At 60.5% G+C, this 23,197-nt stretch carries 22 protein-coding genes and 3 pseudogenes; 6 read left to right on the forward strand and 19 right to left on the reverse strand.

From position 1 onward, the window contains the following. The 11 genes and pseudogenes from LG047_RS19335 to atpD all read right to left on the reverse strand — a co-directional run. Window positions 1-240 (reverse strand): annotated as a pseudogene (locus LG047_RS19335) (hypothetical protein); the annotation flags it as partial. Window positions 241-253: 13 nt separating this feature from the next. Further along, window positions 254-1,543 (reverse strand): TolC family protein, encoded by a 1,290-nt coding sequence (locus tag LG047_RS19340; RefSeq protein WP_227968545.1) that lies wholly within the window; start codon window positions 1,541-1,543, stop codon window positions 254-256. A 326-nt stretch (window positions 1,544-1,869) separates the two neighbouring features. Then, a complete protein-coding gene (locus LG047_RS19345) occupies window positions 1,870-2,715 on the reverse strand; it encodes a F0F1 ATP synthase subunit gamma (protein WP_227968546.1) in 846 nt (281 codons plus the stop codon). Beyond that, window positions 2,715-4,244: a F0F1 ATP synthase subunit alpha gene (locus LG047_RS19350; protein WP_227968547.1), complete on the reverse strand. Its 1,530-nt coding sequence runs from the start codon at window positions 4,242-4,244 to the stop codon at window positions 2,715-2,717. The genes LG047_RS19345 and LG047_RS19350 overlap by 1 nt, the downstream gene beginning before the upstream one ends. Further along, window positions 4,241-4,987: a F0F1 ATP synthase subunit delta gene (locus LG047_RS19355; RefSeq protein ID WP_227968548.1), complete on the reverse strand. Its 747-nt coding sequence runs from the start codon at window positions 4,985-4,987 to the stop codon at window positions 4,241-4,243. Before LG047_RS19355 ends, LG047_RS19350 begins: the two co-directional genes overlap by 4 nt. A 3-nt stretch (window positions 4,988-4,990) precedes the next feature. Continuing rightward, window positions 4,991-5,233, reverse strand: coding sequence for a F0F1 ATP synthase subunit C (locus LG047_RS19360; RefSeq protein ID WP_227968549.1), 243 nt, complete (start codon window positions 5,231-5,233; stop codon window positions 4,991-4,993). Window positions 5,234-5,242: 9 nt separating this feature from the next. Then, window positions 5,243-6,823, reverse strand: a complete 1,581-nt coding sequence (locus LG047_RS19850; protein ID WP_370635083.1) for a F0F1 ATP synthase subunit A — start codon at window positions 6,821-6,823, stop codon at window positions 5,243-5,245. 1 nt (window position 6,824) lies between these two features. Continuing rightward, window positions 6,825-7,106, reverse strand: a complete 282-nt coding sequence (locus tag LG047_RS19375) for an ATP synthase subunit I (protein ID WP_227968550.1) — start codon at window positions 7,104-7,106, stop codon at window positions 6,825-6,827. Continuing rightward, complete coding sequence (locus LG047_RS19380; RefSeq protein WP_036279840.1) at window positions 7,103-7,390, reverse strand: AtpZ/AtpI family protein; 288 nt, start codon at window positions 7,388-7,390, stop codon at window positions 7,103-7,105. Before LG047_RS19380 ends, LG047_RS19375 begins: the two co-directional genes overlap by 4 nt. Then, window positions 7,383-7,805, reverse strand: a complete 423-nt coding sequence (locus LG047_RS19385) for a F0F1 ATP synthase subunit epsilon (RefSeq protein ID WP_227968551.1) — start codon at window positions 7,803-7,805, stop codon at window positions 7,383-7,385. Before LG047_RS19385 ends, LG047_RS19380 begins: the two co-directional genes overlap by 8 nt. After that, window positions 7,802-9,229 carry a F0F1 ATP synthase subunit beta gene (gene atpD, locus LG047_RS19390; protein ID WP_227968552.1) on the reverse strand — a complete coding sequence of 476 codons (1,428 nt, stop codon included), beginning with the start codon at window positions 9,227-9,229 and terminating at the stop codon, window positions 7,802-7,804. Before atpD ends, LG047_RS19385 begins: the two co-directional genes overlap by 4 nt. A 237-nt stretch (window positions 9,230-9,466) precedes the next feature. On the opposite strand from atpD, the gene LG047_RS19395 reads away from it, so the two are divergent. From LG047_RS19395 to LG047_RS19855, 3 genes are all read left to right on the forward strand, one after another. Further along, window positions 9,467-9,613, forward strand: coding sequence for a hypothetical protein (locus LG047_RS19395; protein WP_227968553.1), 147 nt, complete (start codon window positions 9,467-9,469; stop codon window positions 9,611-9,613). Between the two features lie 1,858 nt (window positions 9,614-11,471). Continuing rightward, a complete protein-coding gene (locus LG047_RS19400) occupies window positions 11,472-11,870 on the forward strand; it encodes a FixH family protein (RefSeq protein ID WP_227968554.1) in 399 nt (132 codons plus the stop codon). Between the two features lie 181 nt (window positions 11,871-12,051). Further along, window positions 12,052-12,504 carry a fibronectin type III-like domain-contianing protein gene (locus LG047_RS19855; protein ID WP_227968555.1) on the forward strand — a complete coding sequence of 151 codons (453 nt, stop codon included), beginning with the start codon at window positions 12,052-12,054 and terminating at the stop codon, window positions 12,502-12,504. A 249-nt stretch (window positions 12,505-12,753) separates the two neighbouring features. Here LG047_RS19855 and LG047_RS19410 read toward each other — a convergent pair whose 3' ends face one another. After that, entirely contained in the window at window positions 12,754-13,626 is an 873-nt protein-coding gene (locus tag LG047_RS19410; protein WP_227968556.1) for an OmpP1/FadL family transporter, read from the reverse strand. 92 nt (window positions 13,627-13,718) lie between these two features. Between LG047_RS19410 and LG047_RS19415 the strand changes: the two genes are divergently transcribed. Continuing rightward, on the forward strand, window positions 13,719-13,940 hold the full coding sequence (locus LG047_RS19415) for a YeeE/YedE thiosulfate transporter family protein (RefSeq protein WP_227968562.1): 222 nt from the start codon (window positions 13,719-13,721) through the stop codon (window positions 13,938-13,940). Between the two features lie 87 nt (window positions 13,941-14,027). After that, window positions 14,028-14,474: a DUF6691 family protein gene (locus tag LG047_RS19420; protein WP_227968557.1), complete on the forward strand. Its 447-nt coding sequence runs from the start codon at window positions 14,028-14,030 to the stop codon at window positions 14,472-14,474. Window positions 14,475-14,488: 14 nt separating this feature from the next. Here the strand turns inward: LG047_RS19420 and LG047_RS19425 are convergent, their stop codons facing one another. The 5 genes from LG047_RS19425 to merT all read right to left on the reverse strand — a co-directional run bounded on the left by LG047_RS19425 (window position 14,489) and on the right by merT (window position 20,545). Next, window positions 14,489-16,768, reverse strand: coding sequence for a copper-translocating P-type ATPase (locus tag LG047_RS19425; RefSeq protein ID WP_305080363.1), 2,280 nt, complete (start codon window positions 16,766-16,768; stop codon window positions 14,489-14,491). A 27-nt stretch (window positions 16,769-16,795) separates the two neighbouring features. After that, window positions 16,796-17,005, reverse strand: a complete 210-nt coding sequence (locus LG047_RS19430) for a DUF2933 domain-containing protein (RefSeq protein ID WP_227968558.1) — start codon at window positions 17,003-17,005, stop codon at window positions 16,796-16,798. Between the two features lie 992 nt (window positions 17,006-17,997). Further along, complete coding sequence (gene merA, locus LG047_RS19435; RefSeq protein WP_370635085.1) at window positions 17,998-19,869, reverse strand: mercury(II) reductase; 1,872 nt, start codon at window positions 19,867-19,869, stop codon at window positions 17,998-18,000. A 3-nt stretch (window positions 19,870-19,872) separates the two neighbouring features. Beyond that, window positions 19,873-20,151, reverse strand: a complete 279-nt coding sequence (merP, locus tag LG047_RS19440) for a mercury resistance system periplasmic binding protein MerP (protein ID WP_227968559.1) — start codon at window positions 20,149-20,151, stop codon at window positions 19,873-19,875. A 13-nt stretch (window positions 20,152-20,164) separates the two neighbouring features. Next, window positions 20,165-20,545, reverse strand: coding sequence for a mercuric ion transporter MerT (gene merT, locus LG047_RS19445; RefSeq protein ID WP_227968564.1), 381 nt, complete (start codon window positions 20,543-20,545; stop codon window positions 20,165-20,167). Between the two features lie 312 nt (window positions 20,546-20,857). Here merT and LG047_RS19450 point away from each other — a divergent pair, with 312 nt between their 5' ends. Continuing rightward, a complete protein-coding gene (locus LG047_RS19450; RefSeq protein WP_227968560.1) occupies window positions 20,858-21,322 on the forward strand; it encodes a helix-turn-helix domain-containing protein in 465 nt (154 codons plus the stop codon). Window positions 21,323-22,341: 1,019 nt separating this feature from the next. On the opposite strand, the pseudogene LG047_RS19860 reads toward LG047_RS19450, so the two are convergent. Together LG047_RS19860 and LG047_RS19455 are read right to left on the reverse strand one after the other, a co-directional pair. Next, window positions 22,342-22,537 (reverse strand): annotated as a pseudogene (locus LG047_RS19860) (ISKra4 family transposase); the annotation flags it as partial. 432 nt (window positions 22,538-22,969) lie between these two features. Next, window positions 22,970-23,197 (reverse strand): annotated as a pseudogene (locus LG047_RS19455) (hypothetical protein); the annotation flags it as partial.

The following is a 23,197-nucleotide window of genomic DNA, read 5'->3' on the forward strand; positions in this document are numbered from 1 at the left end:
CATCAACTGGGTTTTTTCCACGCGGCCAGTTGTGACGCCGATCCGCTGCTGGACTTCAGGAGCGATTTGGACCTCGGCATATCCGGGGGGCACTGGATGGCCGGACGATGGGGGAGCGCCGGCTGGCGGCATGCTCATCCCCGGCATTTGATGTCCGCTATGGTCCTGCGCCCCGCCGACGGCGGCGGCGATCGCCAACAGGAAAACCGCTAATCCTGCGAGACTCAGATATCGCGTCATGAAAGCCTCGCTTCTACGGCTTGTATTGTGGCAGGGGCGGAGGCTCGGTCGTTGCGATAAGCGCTGGTCTTCCCAGCGTTTCAATATCGACGCCTGCGATCGCTTCGAGCTCGGCGAGCCGTCTTTCCCGCTCAATCCTCGCTTCTGCGACGAGCCGGCGGATGTTGATATACGTTCGCTTGCTGTCGATCAGGTCGGCGAAGGCGACAGTGCCGGCGGCATAGGCCTCTCGCGAGCTGTTGAGCAATTGTTCGACGAGGGGCGTCAAACGCCGATGGAAAAAGCCCGTCTGTCGTTCCGCGTTGCGCATGAAATAGAGCGCGGCGACAAAGCTGGCGGCTCGGTCCTTCTCTGTCTGGCGAATTACCGCCTGTGAGGAGCGAACCATTGTTTCGGCGTTGTCAATGGCGACCTGGATCTGCGGCAGAGTGGTCGGCAGCATCACCATCGCCGCAACCGTCTGCGAAATGCTGCCGTTGACGCTGAAGGATGGGCTGATGTCCGGTACATAGGCAAGAAGCGCCACCTCTACCGCGTCTTGCCGCCCAGCGACTTGATGGGCGAGAGCCTCCAACTCTGGATTGCGGTCAACCGCCATAGCAATCAGCCGCGCATCGTCGCGAATGACGGAGCGGGGCGGCGGCAAGCCGGAAACCTCGAGCGGCGTATTAGCGTCACGCGCCAGTAGGCCGTTCAATACGCTACGCGCCGCACGCACCTCCGCTTCCAGGTTGCGCAGGTTGTTCTTCGCCAACTCCGAGTCCGTCTCTACCTTCAGCAAGTCCTGCAGCGGCGCGCCGGCTTGCGCGCGAGCTGCCGCGGACGCCGAGAGTTGCTTGAGGAGATTGACATTGTCTCGCTCGATACGCGCTCGCTCCGCGGCGAGCGCGAGATCGAGATAGGCGTTAAGGACGCGCCTTTGAAGGTCGAATTTCGCGACTCTGAACCTTTCGCCAGTTTCGCGCGCCGCCTCGAACGCCACCCGCCCCGCGGCTTCCACTTTTATCGGAAGCTGCAAGTTCATCGACGGGTCGAAGCCCGCGCTGATCGTCATGCGATCCCAGGCTTTCATGTTCTCCCGTGAGAACATGTAGCTATAGCCGAGCGCGACTCTGCTATTCGGCCAGGCGGCTGCTTGGTTGACCTGGATCAGTGCCCCTTTCCAGTTGAAATAAGCCGACTCCAGGTCGCCATTGGCGAGAAAGGCCCGGCAAAGGACGTCCTGCCAGCTTGGCCGAAGTGGCAACTCCGGAAGCTCCCGCAGTTCCGGAGGAGTTTCGAAGGCCGAGCCTGTCGTCGCCAATTTTGCCTGCTCTTCGACGATCCCCGGCGGCGCAAGAACGCATCCGCTCAGGGCCGGGAGGCTGCCTAGGAAGCAGATCAGAAGAGCAACGCGGCTGGGAGGCATTTAAACTGTATCGCCGAGGCGGCGGCGTCCTGTCTAGCGCAAGACCGGCTTTTCAATCGGCGACCAAGCGGATCTCCACAGGATGCGGCGGCTCCAGCGTCCGAACTAAGCCGCCCCCTCGGACAAGCTCCAACGTAACAATCTGCGGCGGGGGCTCTGCGGTTTGCTCGGCTTACGAGACGATATGTCACGACCCACGAGCGGCTGGCGACGGTCTCTAGTCAGCTCTTAGCCAACGCGTCAGACCCTGTGATCAGCTCCAGGAGTTCAGTCGTAATTTCGCTTTGCCGCGCGACCCCTTCCTCCTGCTTGAGCTGTTGGAGCTTTTTCTCGACGTTTTCATGGGCTGATTCCATGGCCGCAAAGCGTTCGGCATTTTCGCTTGCGATGGATTCGACGGCCGCCTCCATGAGCATGGCGAAGACATATTCGGTCATCAGCGATTCATGCAGGGCGATCGGCTTCAAGTTGAGAAGCGGCGGCTGGCGCGGTTGCTTAGGCGCAAGCGCCTTCAGATCGAGAGGCAACACCAAACGTGTTTCAATCGCAGGCGCGCCTCCCTGGCGGTGGCGTCCGTATACGGCTTCAACCCGCGATATTTCACCATTTACAATCAAAGTGTATAGTTTATTGACCAGCCGAAAGATGACTTCCGGCGCGCTGCTTAGACGCGTCGCCATCGGCGCGCTCCAGGCCATTTCTCTGCCCCGCTCTGTCACGAGCGACGAGCCGCGCGATCCCAACACGAACAGCAAGTCTGCTGGAGCGAGCACCCCTTCGGCAGCCTCGAGGAGCCGCGTATTGAAGCTCCCAACAAAACTGTGCTCCGCCATATAGAGGACCGCGGCTTTCTTTGCGTGTCCCTCTTGCCTCTCGGCGACCGGCTCCGGCATGAGGGGCAGAGTGCTGGCCAATGCTGCGGCGATGGCTTCTGTGTAGCGCGCTGCGGCGGGAAGCGCGCGTAGGGTTTCTTGCAGCCTCATTCCCGCGAGCGAGCGCATCGCCCCAACGATCTCGCTCAACTCGTGGATGCTGCCGATGTGCGCCTGGATCTCAGCGAGCCGCATTACTGCTCATCCTGTCGCTCAGGAGCGCTGGCTAATAATTCCAGCGCATGGTGCAGGCGATTGCGCAGATCTTCTGACAGAGCCTCAGACCTCTCATCTAGCGATAGGGCTTCTGGGCAATGCTGAGCCAACCAAGGACCAACGCGGCTCCGGAAATTTTTGACTTCCTCAGGCTTTAGTTTGTCCAGAACGCCAGCGTTCAAGGCTAAAAGCAGCGCCACTTCTTCGCCGAGCGCCAATGGCGCAAACTGAGCCTGCGCGAGCACGGCGCGGATTCTTCGCCCGTGTTCAATCGTCTTTCGGGTCCGCTCATCCACCATTGTGCCAAAGCGGGTGAAGACCTCGAGCTCTAAAAACTGGGCGTATTCGAGCCGCAAGCTTGCTGACAGCCCTTTGAGTACGGGGGCCTGGGTCTTGCCACCCACGCGGGAAACGCTTTTGCCAATATCGACGGCGGGCTTTTGGTCTTCGTAAAACAGACGTGGATCAAGATAGATCTGCCCGTCGGTAATCGAGATGAGGTTTGTAGGGATGTAGGCGCTGATGTTGCCGGCCTGAGTCTCGGAGATCGGCAAGGCCGTCAAGGAGCCGCCCCCACGCTCCAGCGCAAGCCTGGCCGCACGCTCGAGAAGCCGGGAATGAATGTAGAAGACGTCTCCGGGGTAGGCCTCACGACCAGGCGGCCGTCGCAGCAAGAGTGAGATCTGCCGGTAGGCCGCCGCATGCTTTGTGAGGTCGTCGATCACAAGCAACACATCGTGCCCCCGCTCGACAAAATATTCGGCCATCGTGCAGGCGGAATATGGCGTGAGCCACTGGAGACCAGGAGGGGAATTAGCTTCGCCCACGACAAACAGACAGCGTTCCGGCGCGCCGTAGCGTCGAATGGCGTCGACAACCTGCGCAACCGATGAGGCTTTTTGTCCGATCGACGCATAGATGCACAGTACGTCGCTATTGCGTTGGTTTATCATCGAATCGACCGCAATCGCCGTCTTCCCCGTGCCGCGGTCGCCGATAATGAGCTCGCGCTGTCCTCGCCCTATCGGGATCATCGCGTCGATCGCCAATATTCCAGTCGCGAGGGGACGGGTGACCAGGGCGCGGTCAATGATGGTCGGAGCCGGCCGCTCGGTCGGCGCTGTCGAAGTATCAGGGATGGGGCCCTTGTCATCGAGCGGGGCGCCAAGGGCGTCGACCATGCGGCCGAGAAGCGAATAGCCGACAGGCGTTCGTGCGACCTCTCCGGTTCCGCGGACGATGCCGCCCGAGGCGATACGACCCATGTCGCCGAGCAGCATGCAGCCTATCAGATCTTCACCGAGGTCCACTGCTAGCCCGCGTACGCCGCCCTCAAAAATCAGAAGTTCATCGAGGCGCGTGTGCGGCAGCCCTGAGACCGTGGCGACTCCGTCGCCGACCTTTTCGACACGGCCAATTTGCTCGAGCCGTGGCTCCAGCTCGATCTGCCGAATTTTGGCGCGGCTGATGTCCGCCCAATCACGCAAATCCGCCGAAAGCTCGGTCATGTCCTGGCTAGCTCCGATCGAATCGCGCCGAAAGCGCTTCGCCACGAATAGTCCAGAGTCGCGTTACGGAAATGGAGTTCGGCGCCAGCGATGAGGTTAGGGTCCACATGGAATTCAAGGCCGACCTGTTCTCCGAGCAACTTACGAAGCCGCGCGCGCCAAATCTCTTTGGTGTTGTCGTCGACAGGCATAGCGATGCTGATCGTGACAGCAGGGTCGCCCCCCTGCTCATTATCGACGAGCGCCGCTCTTTCCGCTTCAGAAAGTGAAGCGAGCCGTCCCTCTAGTTTTTCAAACCAGGGTTCTGTTCTCACCTCAGTGGGCATCTCGCCTAGGAGACGCTTTGTAACCTCGTCCGTTAAATCAAGCGATAGGCTCCGGGCGGCTAAAGCCGCTTGCGCGCGCTCATCCGCGAGCGTTTTACGCCCCTCTTCAAGAAGAGTTTCGGCGTCGCGTTCGGCTCGTTCCCGTCTTGCCTGGGCCGCCTGCTCAGCCGCGGCCGAGGCCTTTTTTAACAGGGCTTCCCGTTCACCAAGGATGGCGATTCGTTCCGCTTCCGCCGCTGTGAGCAGTCTCTTTGCCTCTTCTTCCGCTGCGCTCGCCTCCGAAGCCCGTTTCTCCATTTCCTGCCGCCGCGCATCAATCATATTGAGCGTCGGCTTGTACAAAAGGCGATGGAGCAGCCACACGAGGATGGCGAAGTTTATCGTCTGCAGGCCGAGTGTCCACCAATCGAAGTTCATGGATTATCCTGCGTAGGGATTGGCGAACAGCAGCAGCAGCGCGATGACAAGACAATAGATCGCCATTGTTTCGATCATCGCGAGGCCGACAAAAAGCGTCCGCGAAATGACGCCGGCGGCTTCGGGCTGTCGGGCGATCGCGTCCATGGCCGCCGCGACCGCTCGCCCTTCGGCCAGGGCCGGGCCCACGGCCCCCATGGAAACAGCGATTGAGGCGCCGATGATGCTGATGATTTTAGGGTCCATAGAGCCTCCTTAGCCTTTCTCAATGCTACCGATCGCGGCGCCGATGAAAACGGTGGCGAGAACAGTGAAGATATACGCCTGAATGATCCCAAGCAGTCCTTCCAGCAACATGAGGGGCACTGGGACGAAAAGCCCGGCAAGCGATACAACGAGGGCGATCATAAACTCTCCGCTCATCACATTGCCGAACAATCGCACCATGAGCGAGAACGTCCGCGTCACTTCGGAAAGGATATTGAGGGGCAGCATGATAAATTTCGGCTCGGCGAAACTAGCAAGATACTTGCGCAGCCCTCGGCTCCTGATCCCGAAATAATGCACCGAGAAGAATACAATGAGAGCGAGCGCCGCCGGCGTTTCCAGCTTGCTTGTTGGCGCTTCGGCTCCCGGGACCAAAGAAGACAAGTTCGCAGCCACGAGGAATATGAACAGGGTCCCGAGCAGAGAGAGGTAGGGTCTGGGATCTTTCCGCAGAACGTCCTCGATTTGCTGCATGACGCCCATGACGATGAGCTCCAGCACAGCCGCACGCCTATCCGGCACGGAAGGCAAGCTACGCGTTACAAGCCACGAACCGAGGGATAGCGCCAGCATGATCGCCCAAGTCGTCACGACTGGGTGGGTGATGGCAACCGGTCCGATCTGGAAAATCACCGCACTCTCCAGGGGGGAATGTTTTCGTGACGGCGCCCGGACAGCTCTCTGTGCTTCAATGACCTGAGAAAGCGTTGCAGACGCCTCGATGGCCGGGCGAAATTCCGGATCAACTCGGAGCGCAGCCTCGAGATCCTGCCGGGCAAGCGGCAAATTGCCTTGCGCGCGATACATATCGGCGCGGTCGACGCGGGCTTGAAGAAGTTCCGGATTGAGCTGGATGGCTTCCGAAAAGTCCCGTAGGGCGTTGTCGAGTTCTCCCTTCGAGCGAAACAGCGTCCCACGCTTCGAGTAAAGCTCAGCCGATTTTGGAGCCCGCCCGATGGCCTCGGTGAAGTCAGAAAGCGCCCGGTCGACGTCGCCCTTGGCAAGATATGCGTCGCCGCGGCCAACGTAAGCTTCGACCTTTGCAGGATCGATGTCGAGAACCCGCCGATAGTCCGCGATGGCGGCGTCCCATTGCTTTCCGGCCCGAAAAGCCTCTGCTCGGCGCAGGAGCGCAAGGACGAAGCGCGGTTGAAACGCTAACGCCTGGGTGTAGTCCGTGATGGCGCGCTCACGGGCGCCCTTGTCATAAAACAAGGCCGCCCTGTCGGCGTAGGCCTGAGCCGATTTCGGGTCAAGTTGCAGCGCGTGTTCCACATCGTCGATGGCGCGGTCGAGGTCTCCCGCCGCGCGATAAGCTTCGCCGCGATTTAGGTACGCCGCAATCCGGTTGCTTTTGCTTTCACGTCGCCCCTTGGCGATGATACTGCCGCACGCTTCTATGCGATGTTGCAGATTTGGGCCGAAACATTCTCCGAAGCGGGCCTGCTGGGAAAAGCTCCCAGTCTGGAACATTAAGAGGAAGGCCACGGCGAAAGCGAAGCAAATTCGCGCTCGCCCTTGTACGAAGCCACGCAAAAGATAGAGGGCGCCTTGCCGAGTAAGGGCCATATTAGCGGCCTCTTCGCTGTTGCAGCGCAAACTGGCGAGCGATAAGGAGGCCGACAAAGGTGGCGAGTAAGGGCGCGGCCCCGAGGCGCGCCATGAAAAAGAGCAGGATCGTCACCGCGATTATTCGGGCCGCCGTAAGGGTGGTAGGGACCATCCAGCCCGAGCCCGCGACAATGCGCGCCACCGTTGCACGCATTGCCGCGAAATAAGCGAGCCCAAAGACGAAGCCCGATAAGGCTGCGACTGCTGCGGGAAAAACAATAGACATAACCTCCGGAGTCATTCGCTTTGCATCCTTTTCCACGCTAGCGCGCATCCGAGCGCGAGGCCGATTGCGAGCAGACTCAAGGTCCAGAAGATGCCGGAAGCGAGACGGCCGTCCAGCCAGCGCCCGACAAAGACGCCGATCAATGTGGGCGTCACGATTGTCCAGCCCAAAGCGCCGATAAGCGCTAGGTTGCGTCCAATCGGGCGCTCCCCTTCTTGCTGGCCAAGCGCGCGTCGGCCCCGCCGTAATCTGACAGCTTCTTCAAGATGGTCGTGGTTCTTTCGCTTCCCCTCATTCATGCAACCGCGCGCCCTTTCCGCCCTCAGCCCTTAGAAAGCAGCAAATCTGTCTAATCGCTGCGAGGTATAGCCGTTGGGCGTCGGTGCGAGCGGCTTTGTCTTCTTCTTGCGCTCGACGGAAAGCGCTGAGCACTTCTGCTTCTAGCGTGACCAAATCGTCGGATTGCACGGCTTCCTTTGTGGCGATCGTTACCTCATCTCCCCCGCGCACCTCCAAAATTCCCCCACGCACCGCCGCGTGATGCTCAGTTCCCTTAGAGTCCCGCCAAGTTACGACCGAAACCGTGAGCGCTGTAAGGAAGTCAGCGTGACCGGGCAAAACGCCGAACGCGCCTGATTCATCCTCGGCGCGAAGATAAGCGACATCCCAACCATCCAAGACGGTCGCAAGCGGGGTGTAAACGTTAAGTTTCATTTTGCGCTTCTCAATGCCGTCTCTTTCCCACGCGCCTCTGTGATATCGCCCACCATGTAGAGTGAGCTTTCGGCCCAGTCATCGGTCTCGCCGTCCAGGATTGCGCGACAACCGGCAAGCGTCGCCTCAAGCGCAATCGATCGGCCAGGCATTCCGGTAAAACTCACTGTGGCGAGAAACGGTTGGGTTAGAAATCGCATGAGACGGCGGGCTCTTTTGACCGTGCTGCGATCAGACGCGCTTAGCTCTTCGATACCGAGAAGAGCGATAATCTCCTGAAGCTCACGGTAATGTGCAATCGCGCTTCGGACGTCCTGCGCGGTTCTGTAATGGACGTCGCCAACCAACCTGGGGTCAAGGAGGCTAGAGGTGGAGGCTAAAGGATCTATCGCCGGGTACATTCCCTCGCTCGCCATGTCGCGGGAAAGAACAATGGAAGAATCCAGGTGGCTGAATATTTCCGCTACGGCCGGATCGGTAAAATCGTCTGCTGGCACATAGACGGCTTGGATCGATGTAATGGCGGCCCCAGCAACCGAAGCGATTCGCTCTTCGAATTCAGCAATCTCAGTCGAGAGCGTCGGTTGGTAGCCGACGCGGGAAGGAAGCCGCCCCAGCAGCCCAGAAACTTCTCCTCCGGCTTGGACCAGACGATAAACATTGTCGACGAGAAGCAGTACGTTCTCATGGGCGGTGTCTCGGAAATACTCGGCGATAGCGAGCGCAGTCAGTCCCGCGCGCCAACGCGCTCCAGGCGGCTCGTTCATCTGCCCGAACACAAGCGCAGTCTGTTTCAGCACGCCAGATTGGCTAAGCTCCAAAAGTAGCTCATGGCCTTCGCGCGAGCGCTCGCCGATGCCGCCGAAAACAGAGATGCCAGAATGCAGCTCGACAGTCGTTCGTATAAGCTCCATGATCAAGACTGTCTTGCCAACTCCGGCGCCGCCGAACATCGCCGCCTTGCCGCCCTTTACCAGTGGGGCAAGGAGATCAATGGCTTTAATGCCAGTGCGGAAAATCTCCAGGCTGCTCCCGCGCCTGGAAATTTCTGGGGGCGCCCTATGAATGGGGCGGCGTTCAATATCGAGTGGGAAAGCCGGCCCATTGTCGGCGGGCTCGCCCAAAGCGCCGAGGAGCCTTCCGAGCACGGGGTTTCCGACAGGCACTTGGATTGGAGAGCTCAGAGCGCGTGCGGGGGTCCCGCGCTTCAGGCCCGCTGTGTTCTCTAATGCGACGGCGCGAACGGTGCTCGCGTTTAGATGCTGCTGGACTTCCGCAATAACGGGAGCACCAAGGTCCCATTGGATGGACACCGCTTCGTTTATGATCGGAAGATGCTCGGGCGAGAACCGCAAGTCTATCACCGACCCGTGCACCGCGATCACGCGTCCGGTCGGTCGGGCGTCCTTGACTTCTCGATTCATCGAAGCGGCCAGTTTGAAGGGTCTTTTCCCGAAAGTTTCAGAGGGCGACGAAGTCCTGTCAACTTGCCAGCCGCCCTAGCGCCGATCTTCGGCGAATGATCCCTCGGCAGCTATGCAGCATTTGGAAAAGCTTAGGCTCGATTTTCTGAGTAAAAACCTACCCGAGCAACAAAATCTAAGCAGGGATCGGAAATCCCTGCTTAGGACGTGTTATCTAGCACTGTGACGACAGTGGACATGGATGATTGCCTCAAAGGGATAAACGGCGAAAACGCCGACCCGCTGGTCGGTGCGGCGCTGAACTGCGGCCTGATGCAAACCATCCTGCCGCCAGCCGAGATCATCTCGACGATGATGATTCGCGCCGCCGCTCAGGCTACCTGACGAACTTGAGCCCCGCGGTCTTTCTGGCCCCCCAGACTTTCGGCCGCCAATCGCCTAACTTGCAGCAGTAGGGCACAGCAGCCCGACGTCGAGACGTTGGAGGTGGCTGGGCATTTCCGCGACCGCCGAGATCATGGCGTTTTGTTTTTTCACAGCAGACGCGCAGGCGATAGAAGGTCCTCCGCTGGGGCAAAAATAAGCGGAGCACCTTTATGATAAAATACTGAAGTTAATGGCGTTGGGAGGCGCGGCCTTGGCGGCGACGTCCCTTCCGGTCTCGCCCAGCAGCAGGAAGCTGGTCATGGCGAATGCCATGTGACCCTGAGCCCGACTGACGCGACGCGCCGCGCGCCCTCTGGATCTTTCGCACGCAATGATTACCTGATAAAAAGCGTGGCGGGGGGACGCCGGCGTAGCGGGGGGAATTCTTTTGTGGTCGCGCGGGTCGCTAAAATTCGTCAGTTGGGGAGCGCCGTGATCCTACGCTGGCTGCGTCTGTTCATCTCCACGCTTATCATCGCAGCGGCTTTGATTGGCACGATAGGCGCTTCTTACGCCGCGCCCAGCGCTCATTCCTGCGCGCAGATGGTCATGGAGGACTGTCCGGACGGCCACGGAGACGCTGCGATCCCGATTGATTGCGACCCGCTCCTCTGCGGGGCGTGGCAGTTGCCGCCGTCATCCATCGCGCTATCGCCGGTTTCTGCGGCGTTCTCGCGATTAGCGTATTCGCGTGAAGAGTTGAGGCTTCGTGGGCTTTTAAGGTCCCCTGACCTTCGGCCGCCGATCGCCTGAAGGGCGCGCGCTTCACTAGCATCCGAATCAAAGAACGTGCCGAGTTGGCGGGCGCGAGCGCTCGCGTGGCCGGATGCAGCAATCGAACTAAAAGTGCAATTCGGAGCGCCGAACGGCGCATGGTTTACCGCAGGCTGACAAGCCTGAAAGGAGTTAAAAATGCCTAAATTCTCACTCTTGATCGCCGCGGCGTTGCTCGCGACGAGTCTACCCGCCATGGCGCAAAGCGAAGAGCATCGCGAACATAGCGCCATGCAACACATCGGCGGACACTCGCGACATCAGCACCGAGACTGGAGCGGTTCATCAGGTGAGCCCGCCCATGTGCATAACGTCTGCTGGGATTGGGACGTCGCACGAGGCTGGGTCTGGAATTGCAACCGTTGACCGGTCGAAGAGAATAGAGGCTAATTAGTCTCTGTTTCTCCTAACGCAAAGCGAGGGCTCGCCGGATTAATCTGGCGGGCATTCTTCATTATGGGCGCCGTGGGAGTCGCGGGTTCCGGCTTAAACGCGGGTCAGCCTGGCGCGATCTTGGGCAGCGATGAAACTGAGCTGGTTACGCTATCTAGTCTCCGTCCTTACGATTGTCGCGGCTTTGACAGGCGCGGCGTCGGGCTTCGCTGCGCCCATGGCTCTTTCTTGCGCTGGGATGACCGCGACAGACGACTGTCCAGATAGCCATAGCGACCATTCGCCGATACCGAGGCACTGCGACTCTCTCCTTTGCGGGGCCGTCCAGCTGGCGCCGACTTTATCCGTAGCGCCATCAGTCGCCACAGGGGTCGATTTCGTGCCTCAACCCCGCGACGACGCGATGCGTCGCGGCCTCGCGGGTTTCGCCGACCTTCGGCCTCCAATCTCCTAACGCTGCAAGCGCCTTAACCGGGCGCATAGCAAGCTGTTTGTCTCAAAAGCGATGCGACGGAATTCGTCCGCGCCGCTTCGGAAAATCAGGTCTTGCTCGCCCGGCCCGGCCGTATCCTCACGATCTCCCCCAGGTTCGTGACAATGGCCCTATTCCACGCAGCGACGCTTTCAAAGGGAAGAGGGAGTAGCTCGGATGCCTCCCACAAATTTGCGGATGGCCTGCTGGGCGCTGCTCGCGCTCGGCCTGCTCGGCGCTACGAACGCCCAAGCCGACATCGCCGACTACGAATTCAAGCTGGTCGATGCGCAACTCAGGAAAGGCCAGACGGTGGCCGCCGTCCGCCTCATCCATAAGCCGGACGGAAAGCCCGTGCCGGACGCGGTGATCTTCGCGACGCGGCTCGATATGGCGCCGGACGATATGGAGGCCATGACAAGCGCGATCAAACAAGCGCCGAGCGCGGAGCCCGGCGTCTATCGCTTCAAGGTCGATCTGACCGACGAGGGGCGCTGGCGCATCTCGCTTGCGGCGAAGGTCGAGGGGGAGAGCGAAACGCTGCAAAGTCGCCTGGTGCTACAGGCGACGCCATGACGCGCCTATGCCGTCTTGCCTTCTTGGTTGCGACCGCAGTCGCTGTGGGTCGGACCGTCGGGCCTGTTTCAGCGGGCGAAAGGGACATGCCGGGCGCGACGGTCGAAAGCGTCGTGGCGCTGGCCCGGCGCCTGAGCCCGGAGCTTGCGGCGTCTGGCCTCGACGCGGACGCCGCCCAACCATGGAATTGAAAGCCTGGGCCAAGGTCGCATTGGCGTCCGAGCAAACCAAGACGATCACGTTCACGCTGACGGCCGATTCCTTTTGTTACCTGAACGAGAGTTTTGGTCCCGTCGTGGAGCCCCGAGAAAATTCGACATTATTGTTGGCGTCAGCACCAATCGAAAAGCGCTTCTCTCCATACGGGTCCGCGTCTACCCTTAAACCTCAGCAGCGACGAGCAAAGCGAGCGCGCCCTTGCCTTTGGCGGAACAGAACGCGCCGGATAGATAGTCGTTGTCATAACGCAACGGCGTTCCGACATGGGGCCCCTGATAATCGACGGCAAGCGCTCAGGGGCAGTCTGGCAACCAACGTAGTTCGGGCGTTGCTTGCCCCTTCGTTGCGCTACCTAATTGCCCGCCAAGCCTGCCGGCTGTCTTGTCCTCACTGCCCGGGTCGCTTCAAATATTAGAACTTTGCCGCGACGGGGACTGGCGCCGCGTCAAAGCGATGCGTCCATGCTGCCGTGATCTCAAATGAACTCAGGAAAAGCGTTATGGTGCGCATCTGGTTCGGCCCCAGCGGCGTCCGCTCGATGCCCGAGACCGTGCCCCGCGGCGAAACGACCGCAGCCAAGTCAATCGAGGATGACGGCGTCACATATAGCTGAGGCCGCCGCCAATGTGATGCTTCGTCACAGCCGGCGCCAGAATATTGAGCGTCACGTCGCGAGGGTTGATGGGATTGGTGTGTAGCTATAGCCCAGTCTTAGGGCCAACTTATCAAATCCTCTATGTTCCCCGCCCACTTTGATCACGTTGATGTCACGCCACCCAATTCCGGGGGCGCCCATTGACCCGAGCAGAAGCTGCTCGGTCGATGAATTGCCCACCGAGGGAACTTGCGAATAGAAAATATGCTTCCAGTCGGCGAGCAGAGTGAAGGTTGGCAGAACGTCATAGGCGACGCCAGCCGTCAGATTCGCGGGGATATCGAAGTCGCCTCGATTGGCGAAGAGCCCCTTGTAATTCTCCAAGGGCGACATCCAGATCGGCGAGGAGCCAGCGACGCCAGGCCGCAAACTGTCGGTCAATTTGTATTGAAGGCCGGCGCGCACACCGGCGCCAACGGACCAATTGTAACTGTGGTTGGTGAGTTGCTCCGGGGCCGAGGAGAAGGGCGCGAAGATCTCAAGACCTCGGGCCTTGAAAATCTGGACAGCGAGCACCGGCGCAAAGCCTACCGAGAGCCTTCCGAAGCTCTGTGCATATCCAGCAGTGATGAAAGCCTGATTGAGATCAGCTCCGGAGTTCCTACCACAAAAGACGCCGGTCTTGCCGCAGAACGGGCTTGGGAACGCCTGGCCGGCATAATCGGCGGAATAGGTTGTGTTCATTCCGCCGTTCCCGTAGACGGCGACGCCCCATGCGGAGGTCTGGTTGAAGCGCTGGCTGTATCCGCCGTTGGGAATTGGGAAGAGCCCGCGCCCGCTTTGGACATAACCGGGAGCCACAAAGCCGGGGCCAGAAGTCCAGTAGCCACGATCCGGCGAAAAGGCGGTGAGCCCGAGCGTGTATTGGTCCTGCACATCCACGAGCCCGGCCGGGTTGATGGACAGGGCGAGCGGATCCCTCGAGTCCGCCGCGCCTGCGCCGCCAACGGCCTTTTCGCGCGTGCCATAGGCTGATTCCGCCCCGCTCCAGTGACGCCGACTGGCGGCTTGCCTTCCTGCTTGGCCTCTTCGCGTCGGCTTTCCTGATTGGCTGGGCCCTTGCGCCGGCCCGACCGGTTTTCCAGACCGCTTACCTACTGACTGGTTTCGCCGGCTTTCTGGTTGGCTTTGGTTCGCGCCTCGGCGGCGGTTGCACGAGCGGACACGGCGTGTGCGGCCTGTGTCGCCTCTCTTGACGGTCAATTGTCGCGACGGCGACCTTCATGGCGTCCGCGATGGCCGCCGTGTTCATTGTTCGCCACGTCGCTGGCTGAGAGGCGAAAATGCGAATTCTGATTGCTTTCGCACTCGGCGCCCTGTTTGGCCTGGGTCTTTACGTGGGCGGCATGACGGATCCCGGCAAAGTGCTGGGATTCCTTGACGTTCCCGGGAACTGGGATCCTTCGCTGGCCCTCGTGATGGGAGGCGCCGTGTCGATCGGGCTCGTTGCGTTTCGGATTGTCTCTATAAAGGAAACAACTCTGGCAGGATGTTCCATCCAGCCGCGGTGGGCCCAAACGATTGACCGAAAATTGCTCTTGGGCGCAACTATTTTTGGCATTGGCTGGGGCCTCTCCGGCATCTGTCCGGGCCCAGCAGTTTTCAACCTGGGGCTTTTCGACCCCCAGGCCGGGCTGTTTTTCCTCGGAATGCTCGCGGGAATGGCGACGGAATGGGCGTTACCGTTCTTCGGCGCCATCGACGTCCAAGGGGCCGAACAAGACGGGTAGGCTTTTCCCGCCCCTCAGGTAATTCCTGGAAAAGGCGGCATAATTGGCAGCTTCTTGGGTTCGATGCGCGCCCGCCTGAGTCTGAGCGAATTAGCGACGACGCTCACGGAGGATAAAGCCATCGCAGCCGCCGCGATCGTCGGAGACAGCAAGAGACCGAAGGCGGGGTAGAGCGCGCCTGCCGCCACAGGCACGCCAGCTGCGTTGTAGATGAAAGCAAAGAAGAGGTTCTCTCGTATATTCCGCATGGTCACCTTCGACAGGCGACGCCCGCGCACAATGCCGCGCAGGTCCCCTTTGAGCAGAGTGACGCCTGCACTCTCGATCGCCACATCAGTTCCAGTGCCCATGGCGACGCCGACATCCGCGGCCGCCAAGGCGGGGGCATCGTTCACGCCGTCCCCGGCCATCGCGACGATACGGCCGGATCGGCGCAAGCGGGCGACAACCTCGCTTTTATCCTGCGGCAGTATCTCCGCCTCGACTTCGGCAATGCCCAGCCGTTTCGCAACGGCTCGCGCCGACGTCCAATTGTCGCCCGTGAGCATGACGATCGAAACGCCATCATCAATGAGCGACTGCAGCGCGTCCTGCGTCGTCTCTTTGATTGGATCCGCAATGGCTAGGACCCCGGCCCCACGATGATCGACAGCAACAAAAATCGCCGTCGCCCCATCCTCGCGGAGCCGCTCGGCGACCGCGGCGAGCGGCTCGGCGTCTACGCCGATTTCTCTCAGAAAGCGCTGGTTGCCAATCGCCACGGAGAGCCCGTCGACTCGACCTGTGACGCCCTTTCCGATCGGCGCGTCAAAATCCGTCGGATCGGTCAGGACCAAGTTGCGCTCGCTCGCTGCCTGAACAATCGCCTGCCCGAGCGGATGCTGGCTCGCGCGCTCGAGGCTTGCGGCAACTCTCAGGAGCTCATCTTCAGTTATATCCGCCACGGGTCTGATCGCCGTCACCCGCGGTTTGCCTTCCGTCAGCGTGCCAGTCTTGTCGATGACGAGCGTGTCAACCTTTTCAAGCCGCTCGAGCGCTTCGGCGTTCTTGATCAGGACGCCCGATTGCGCGCCGCGCCCGACGCCGACCATGATCGACATCGGCGTGGCGAGGCCAAGGGCGCAGGGACAGGCGATGATGAGCACCGAGACCGCTGCGATCAGCCCATAACTCATGCGCGGCTCAGGTCCCCAAATTGCCCAGGCAGCAAAGGCGGAGATTGCGACGACGATCACCAGAGGCACAAACCAGCCGGAGACCTGATCGGCAAGGCGTTGAATGGGCGCCCGGCTCCTCTGTGCGGAAGCCACCATTTCTACAATGCGAGAGAGCATCGTGTCGCTTCCGACCTTGTCGGCCCTCATCACAAAGCTGCCGGTCTGGTTGAGCGTGCCGCCGATCGCATTGTCTCCGACGCTCTTTGTCACTGGCATGGACTCGCCCGTCACCATGGACTCGTCTAGCGAGCTTCGGCCCTCGACAAGCGCCCCATCGACTGGAACCTTCTCCCCAGGGCGCACGCGCAAACGGTCGCCGACGCGAATTTGCTCAAGAGCGACTTCCTCGTCCGAACCGTCATCTCGAACACGCTTCGCCGTGATGGGCGCGAGGTTCAGCAGGGCGCGGATAGCCCCGCCCGTCTGCTCCCGCGCGCGAAGTTCGAGCACTTGCCCAAGCAGCACCAACACCGTGATCACCGCCGCCGCCTCGAAGTAGACGGGAACAGAACCGTCAACCCCTCGGAACGCCTCGGGAAAGATAGAAGGGACAAAGGCTGCGATGACGCTGTAAAGCCACGCGACCCCCGTACCCATCGCGATGAGAGTGAACATGTTGAGGTTTCGAGTCAAAAGCGACTGCGCGCCTCTGACAAAGAACGGCCAGCCTGCCCAGAGAACGACGGGAGTTCCAAATGCAAACTGCAGCCAACTGGATTCCTCTGACGAGAGGTAAGCGTGCAGATTGAAGATGTGGCCGCCCATTTCCAGCAGCAAAACGGGTACGGTTAACGTCAGCCCAACCCAGAACCGCCGGGTCATATCTGTTAGTTCGGGGCTTGGTCCCTGCTCCACCGTCGCAACAACTGGCTCCAGTGTCATCCCGCAGATCGGGCAGTTTCCGGGGCCGACCTGGCGAATTTGCGGATGCATGGGGCAGGTGTAGATTACGCCCCCTTCGGAGGGCGTATCGCTCTCGCCAAGCTTTACAGACTTGGCGGAGAAGGCACGCGAAGAGTGTGGATGAGAATGTGCTTGTTCCGCCGGGTCTGAGTGCCTTTGATGTTCGTGGCCCATTCTTGTCTCCGACAGAATTCAACCTTGTCAGGCTTTGGGGCTGTCTGACTTGTCAGCCGGCCGCGTGTCCTGCCGATGGCCGTGTCCATGATGCATGAAGAGATGCATCAGCGGACATGCAAGCACGACTAAAAAAGGCAAGGCGTCGAGGATATGCCTCCAATGCCAATAAATAAGAAATGCGGCGGCTAATCCGTAGAGAAATAGGACGGGGGTGCGCGGGAGTGAGAATCTCATGTTTCGGCTCTCGGGTCTCGTTCAGGCTCCCATTTGGGGCTTCGATAGTTAATCACAGGCTATTCCCGAGACCAATGACTGACTGAGCGACATCCACCCTTTGGGTTTCTCTCGCAAGCTCGACCGCGGGCGCCGAGATGGCGCTCTAAATTTGCCTTCAGGCTCTTTTCTTAAAGTGGATGAGGGGCGGTCGAGACCTTACACCGCGGCGCCGGCTCGATTTTAGATCGAAATTGGCGTATCCACGCTGTATCCGCGTGTCATAAGCAAGGTTTCGTCCAGATCGCTCAAGAAGCCGCTAGCCTGGCGGATCAGCCCAGTGATGTAGCCGCGTCTTTTAGGGCTCTATAGCTGAGCGCCTGGCCTTCGGCGGAACGCAACCACCGTCCTTGGAACGCCCCGCGCGGTTGAGGTGATACGGAGACGCCATGGCCCACTTGATATGTCCCGGCTGTAAGGCTGAGGTCGACGAGTTGACGACAACATGCCCCAAATGCGGTGTTCGGTTAGGAGAAATTCGGCGGGAACGCGAGCAGCAACGCGCGTCGTCGAGCTGGTTAATAACAATGCTCATTGTTGCGATCGGCTTAGCCATTCTATTCTTCAAGGGAATAAGGTGACCGCTTCGTGAATGGGGCGCATGCGCTCCTAGCACTTCGCTGGTTCAGAGCCCGCGGCGTCTAAGGCCGAACGCTTTATCCAGACAATGGTGCGCGAATGGACCGACACCATTCTCTTCAAATCGTTCGATACCGAGCAACCGCCGTCTCGCCCGATGGCGCATGGTATAACGAGCTCCGGCCACATTCGGCCCTCAAGCGTCGCCCGCCCAGGGCAAGCCGGGCGACCGTCATTGTCGTCGTCCTGTCGTTTGTGGCGTTGGCGCTCTGGTAGGCCGCGCGACTGGGTCGCGCTCGACGTCGTCCTAACCTGGGTCGGCGCTCCCATATTCTCGCCGCGGCGATGGCCTAGCTGTGACTTTCCTTCATCGCTCACCCTGCGCAGCAGGAAAGCTGCTTCACATCTTTGCTAAAGGTCTGCGCCGCGAGTTTGAGCCCCTCGACCATTGTTAGATATGGGAACAACTGATCGGCCAATTCCTGCACGGTCATTCGGGCTCGAATGGCGAGCGCCGCAGTTTGAATGAGTTCCCCTGCTTCCGGCGCGACTGCTTGCACGCCAATCAAGCGGCCCGAGCCAGCCTCGGCGATAAGCTTGATGAAACCGCGCGTGTCGAAATTGGCGCGCGCGCGCGGTACATTGTCCAAGGGGAGCAGGCGGCTATCGGTCTCAATGCCGTCGTGATGGGCCTCCGCCTCGCTGTAGCCCACGGTCGCAACCTGTGGCTCGGTGAACACCACGGCCGGCAATGCGGTCAGATCGAGGGCGGCGTCCCCTCCCGTCATGTTGATCGCCGCGCGGGTCCCCGCCGCCGCGGCGACGTAAACGAATTGTGGCTGGTCGGTGCAGTCGCCGGCCGCAAAGATGCTCGGAGCGCTGGTGCGCATCCGCGCGTCCGCGATGATGGCGCCCTGCGCGGTGACCGCCACGCCCGCCGTTTCCAGCGCCAAACCGTGGGTGTTAGGCGCGCGGCCGGTGGCAATCAGGAGGTTGTCGGCGCGTATTTCGCCACCCGCCGTGGTGAGCACGAATTCGCCACCCGCATAGGCCACGTTGCTCGCTTGCGTGTGGTCCAGCACGTCGATGCCTTCGGCCCGGAAGGCGGCCGCCATGGCCTCGCCGATCGCCGGATCTTCGCGGAAGAACAGTGTGCTGCGAGCGAGGATCGTCACCTTGCTGCCGAGCCGGGCGAAGGCCTGCGCCAGCTCGACGGCCACGACCGACGAGCCAATCACGGCCAGGCGCCGAGGGATCGTGTCGCTTGCGAGCGCCTGGGTTGAACTCCAGTAAGGCGTATCCTTGAGGCCTGGAATCGGCGGAACAGCCGGGCTCGCGCCGGTGGCGATCAGGCAGCGGTCGAACGCCACCTCGCGCTCGCCGCCGTCGTTCAACCCCACGCTGAGGACGTGACCGTTCTTGAAGCGCGCTTCGCCGCGCAGCACGGCGATGGCCGGAGTGCTTTCGAGCAGGTTCTCATACTTGGCGTGGCGCAGGTCCTCGACGAGCGCCTGCTGCTGAGCCAGCAGACGCGCACGCAAGATAGCAGGCTCAGCGGCGGCGATCCCTTCGTCGAAGGGGCTCTTCCTGCGCAACTGCGCGATATGGGCGGCGCGGATCATGATCTTAGACGGCACGCAGCCAATATTGACGCATGTCCCTCCAATCACGCCGCGCTCGATCAAGGTGACGTGCGCGCCGCGTTCGACCGCTGTGAGCGCGCCAGCCATCGCGGCTCCGCCGCTTCCGATGACGGCTACGCGCAGAGGCGCGCTCCGTCGCTCTCCCTTGTAAGTCGCGTTGGGCGCTTCATTGCGCCGCCTTTCTAAAGGCTGGCCCACGTCGACGCTCTTTGCGAGCGCTGCGTCGTAACCCGCCGAGCGGACAGCCACGGCAAGCGCCGCAGGGTCGAGGGCGCCGTCGCCGATTACCCGCGCCGTACCATCGGCGTAGGACACATCCGCCCGAAGAACGCCGGCAGCGGCGAGCAACGCCTTCTCAACATGGCTCGCGCAGCCGACGCAGGTCATGCCGACGATCTTCAAAACCAGACTGTTTCGCTCGCGCTCTTGTTCGTCAGGCTTTGATTCGCGCATGGCGTTACCTGCGCAACAGGCTATTTTTTGGGCGGGAGCGCGCCGCTGTCCAAGAGCCTCACGCAAGCGCGCGAGAATTGGCGCGGCCTGCCCGACTGCGGCCGACCACGAGCCGGCGAGCGCAGCCATCAACGAGGTTCGCTGGTCCATCGCTCACTTCTTCACTTCTGAAGGATAACCGGCGCCCTCGGTCGCCTTGGTGAGCGCTTCGACGCCGGTCTTCGCGTCGTCGAAAGTGACCACTGCTTCCTTGTTTTCGTAATTCACTTCAGCCTTTTCTACGCCATCGACCTTGGAGAGCGCTTTCTTGACGGTGATCGGGCAGACGGCGCAGGTCATGTTGGATACGGACAGAGTGACCGTCTTAGTGGTAGCCCAGGCTGGAGCGTTGAAGGCGACAGCGAGAGCGACGGCCGTGACGAGTTTTTTCATAGGAGCTCCTCTTTCAGTAGAAGAACGGGATAGCGTAGGGGAAGACGGCCGACGCCCCGACCAAACCCGTCACGCCCCAGAAGAGCAGCTTGTAGGCGGAGTTGACTTGCGTCGCGGCGCAGACTTCCCCCGGCTTGCAGACGACGGCCGGGCGATAGATCCGGCGATAGGCGACGACGAGCGCAATGGCCGCGGCGCTGAGGAAGACCGGACGAAACGGTTCGAAGACTTTGAAGCTGCCAAGCCAAGCGCCGCTGAAACCGATGCTGACCAACAGCAGCGGCCCGAGACAACAAGCCGAGGCGAGGATCGCGGCGACGCCGCCGGCGGCCAGCGCCTTGCGGCCGACCCTTTGGACCTTCGCCGGTTGGGCGGACGCTGTCTTGCCGGACATTGTCTGTTCGGACATGGGGGTTTTCCTTAACTGTTTCGTCCCGGTAAGCGGCCGGATCCGTCTCTCGTGAAACTCACTCGGCGCGAACCCAGCGCACGAAGAGGAAAAGCAGGGCGGCGACCACCGCCGTCGCCGCGAGCCCCATCGGCGTCATCGCCATTTGAATGAGGCCAAGACCCTCGCCATCGCACATCGTTGCCCCCTCCCACCGTGTTACTTGCCGGCGCCGCCCGGCTGGACTAATCAGACCCTACGGCCTGTAGTCGCTACAGGGTCAAGAGGGATTTTCGCTGAGTGGGAGGGAGGCTCTCTATGAGCCCAAAAGATGGGCTCTCGATCGGCGCGCTGTCGAAACACAGCGGCGTAAACATCGAGACGATCCGCTATTACGAAAAGATCGGCATCATGCCCGCGCCTGATCGCGGCGCGAACGGGTACCGCGTTTACGGCGCCGACCATCTCAAACGCTTGAGCTTCGTGCGACGGAGCCGACAGCTTGGTTTCAGCCTCGACGAGATCCGCGGCCTGCTGCGTCTCGTCGACGGGCATGCCTACACTTGCGCGCAAGTTCGAGAGCTGAGCCTGGATCACGTGGCGGAGATTGGTCGCAAGATCGAAGATTTGAAGCGGCTCAAACGATCGATGGAAGAAATGGCCGCGCAATGCAGCGGAGGCAGAGCGCCCGAATGCGCGGTCATCGACGCGCTCTTCGATACAGGGCTGTCATCCCCGAACGCTGTGAGAATCAATCGCCGGCCAAGCGGGGACGATGGATAAAGAACGCCTGACGCTTCGGCGCAGCAAAGAGCCTCAGTGCAAAATTGGACCGTCTGCACAAAGCGGCGGGACATTAAAAACTCAATGACTTACCCCCGCAGAGACAGCCTTTAAGCGACGGCAGCGCCTCCGCGTCGCGCGGGGACGTCCAAGCTGTGAGCCGCTGCGATGAAGACGTTTCGTAAGGCCCCAAAGTTCCGCGTCGTTGTCGGTGGAAGCGCGTCGAGCCGGCAGTCCTCGCGTAGCGCGCCGTCGTAAATCGCCGCGATGGCAAGAGCCTGCGCGCCTGCGGCCCGTCTTACCACGCTGATCGATTACGTTTCCGCGCCGTCAGCTTCAATCAGGACCTCGAGACGCGGACGTAGCACGCGGTAAGCTGCAATCCTCACGCACGTGAGCCTGTGTCAGGGACACGAGCCGGATGCAAAAGCCGCAGCGCATTGGTGATGACCACCAGCGACGCGCCGACGTTCGGCGATGGCGCCCCACAGGGTGGCCAAGCCGGCGAAAGTGAGCGCCATGAAGATTGCCTTGACACGAGCGAGAACGCAATGTTTTGCCGGATGATAGCAAGGGTACGTTTCGCGTGGTGAACCAGCCAGGGCAACCTTGAGATGTCGTCGGTCATCAGCGCGATGTCGGCCGTTTCGATCGCGGCGTCGGAGCCAATTGCGCCCATGGCGATGATGAGACTGGCGCGTGCTAGCGCAGGTGTCACGCTGCATTTAAATACAAGAATCCGGATTGCTAAATTTCAATGCTTTAGCCGTGCGCCTAATTTGATAACGTGTGCATAATTTGATAATCTGCGTGCGTTTGCTGCACGTTATTTGATAATCGAAACGCATCACATGCGTCGAATCTAGTGAGCCCAAATGCCCGTTTTCTTTGCTAGTGATACGCACCGCGCGGTTGGCGAAAACCCACGCGCTTCAGTGAACTCGCGTCGGCAATACTCGGTCTCCCAGGAGTCGGCGGTGTTATCATTATGGTAGCTTATTTGATAATTCCCCCAAAATAATTCTCGAATAAGCTGCAGCAAAGTGCGTGAACCGACGCATTCTTACAATTTCGTGCAACGTGACAAGGTGGGCCATGATCGTCTTGCCGTCCTCGAAAGAAAACCCACAGCTCCCGCCGTCAGTTCAAATCTTTTTCCAGTGCTATCTCGGACCAATGCCTGGCGCCAAATTCATCCGTGCCTTCAATCGTAATCGTCCCCACCACCGCATCGCCGTCTCCTACGAAGCCGGCAACTCTTCCTTATCAGAAGTTAAAGCTCCGTGGCCCCAGCTAATTTAACGTCCCCGAGCAATTCAAGGATTTCAGTGCGCGCTTCGCCCGCAGGGCTGCGCGTCATGCGATGCAACGGCTACGCGTCGGACGGTGTCGGTCCGGTCATGAGCGGCCGATATGACCTCGCCTTCTTCACCTACGAAATGTTCCTCAATCTGGCGCTTGTATCGGCGCGTCTTTTGAATCACCTCAGGTTGTCCTTGACGAAGGCCTGTTCATTACCGACCCCACCCGTGGCAACACTGTCGAGCGATTTTTGCGTTGTTGCTTCAGGCTCGAGAGCGCGGCGTTGAGCCCCAACTCGTCGTATTGTCGGCTGTCATCGGCAATCTCAACACAACGGTCGCGGAATCAAGCCGCCACATCGCGCCCCCAAAGCTGCCGAGCAACCGTATCAACGTCGGAGTTTGAGCAAAATTCGCAGTCTGCGACCCGAGGCCGCAGGACGCGCCTGCGATTTATGGGCATGCCCCAGGGATCGACAGTCCAGTAGTTGCTGGCCTCGATGCGCGCGTCTGACCGTAGTAGTTCGATGACCAGAAGCGCTCCGGCCAGGCTGCTGACAAAAGCAAAAGGCGC

Source organism: Methylocystis sp. WRRC1, assembly GCF_020733155.1.
Classification (GTDB): Bacteria; Pseudomonadota; Alphaproteobacteria; order Rhizobiales; family Beijerinckiaceae; genus Methylocystis.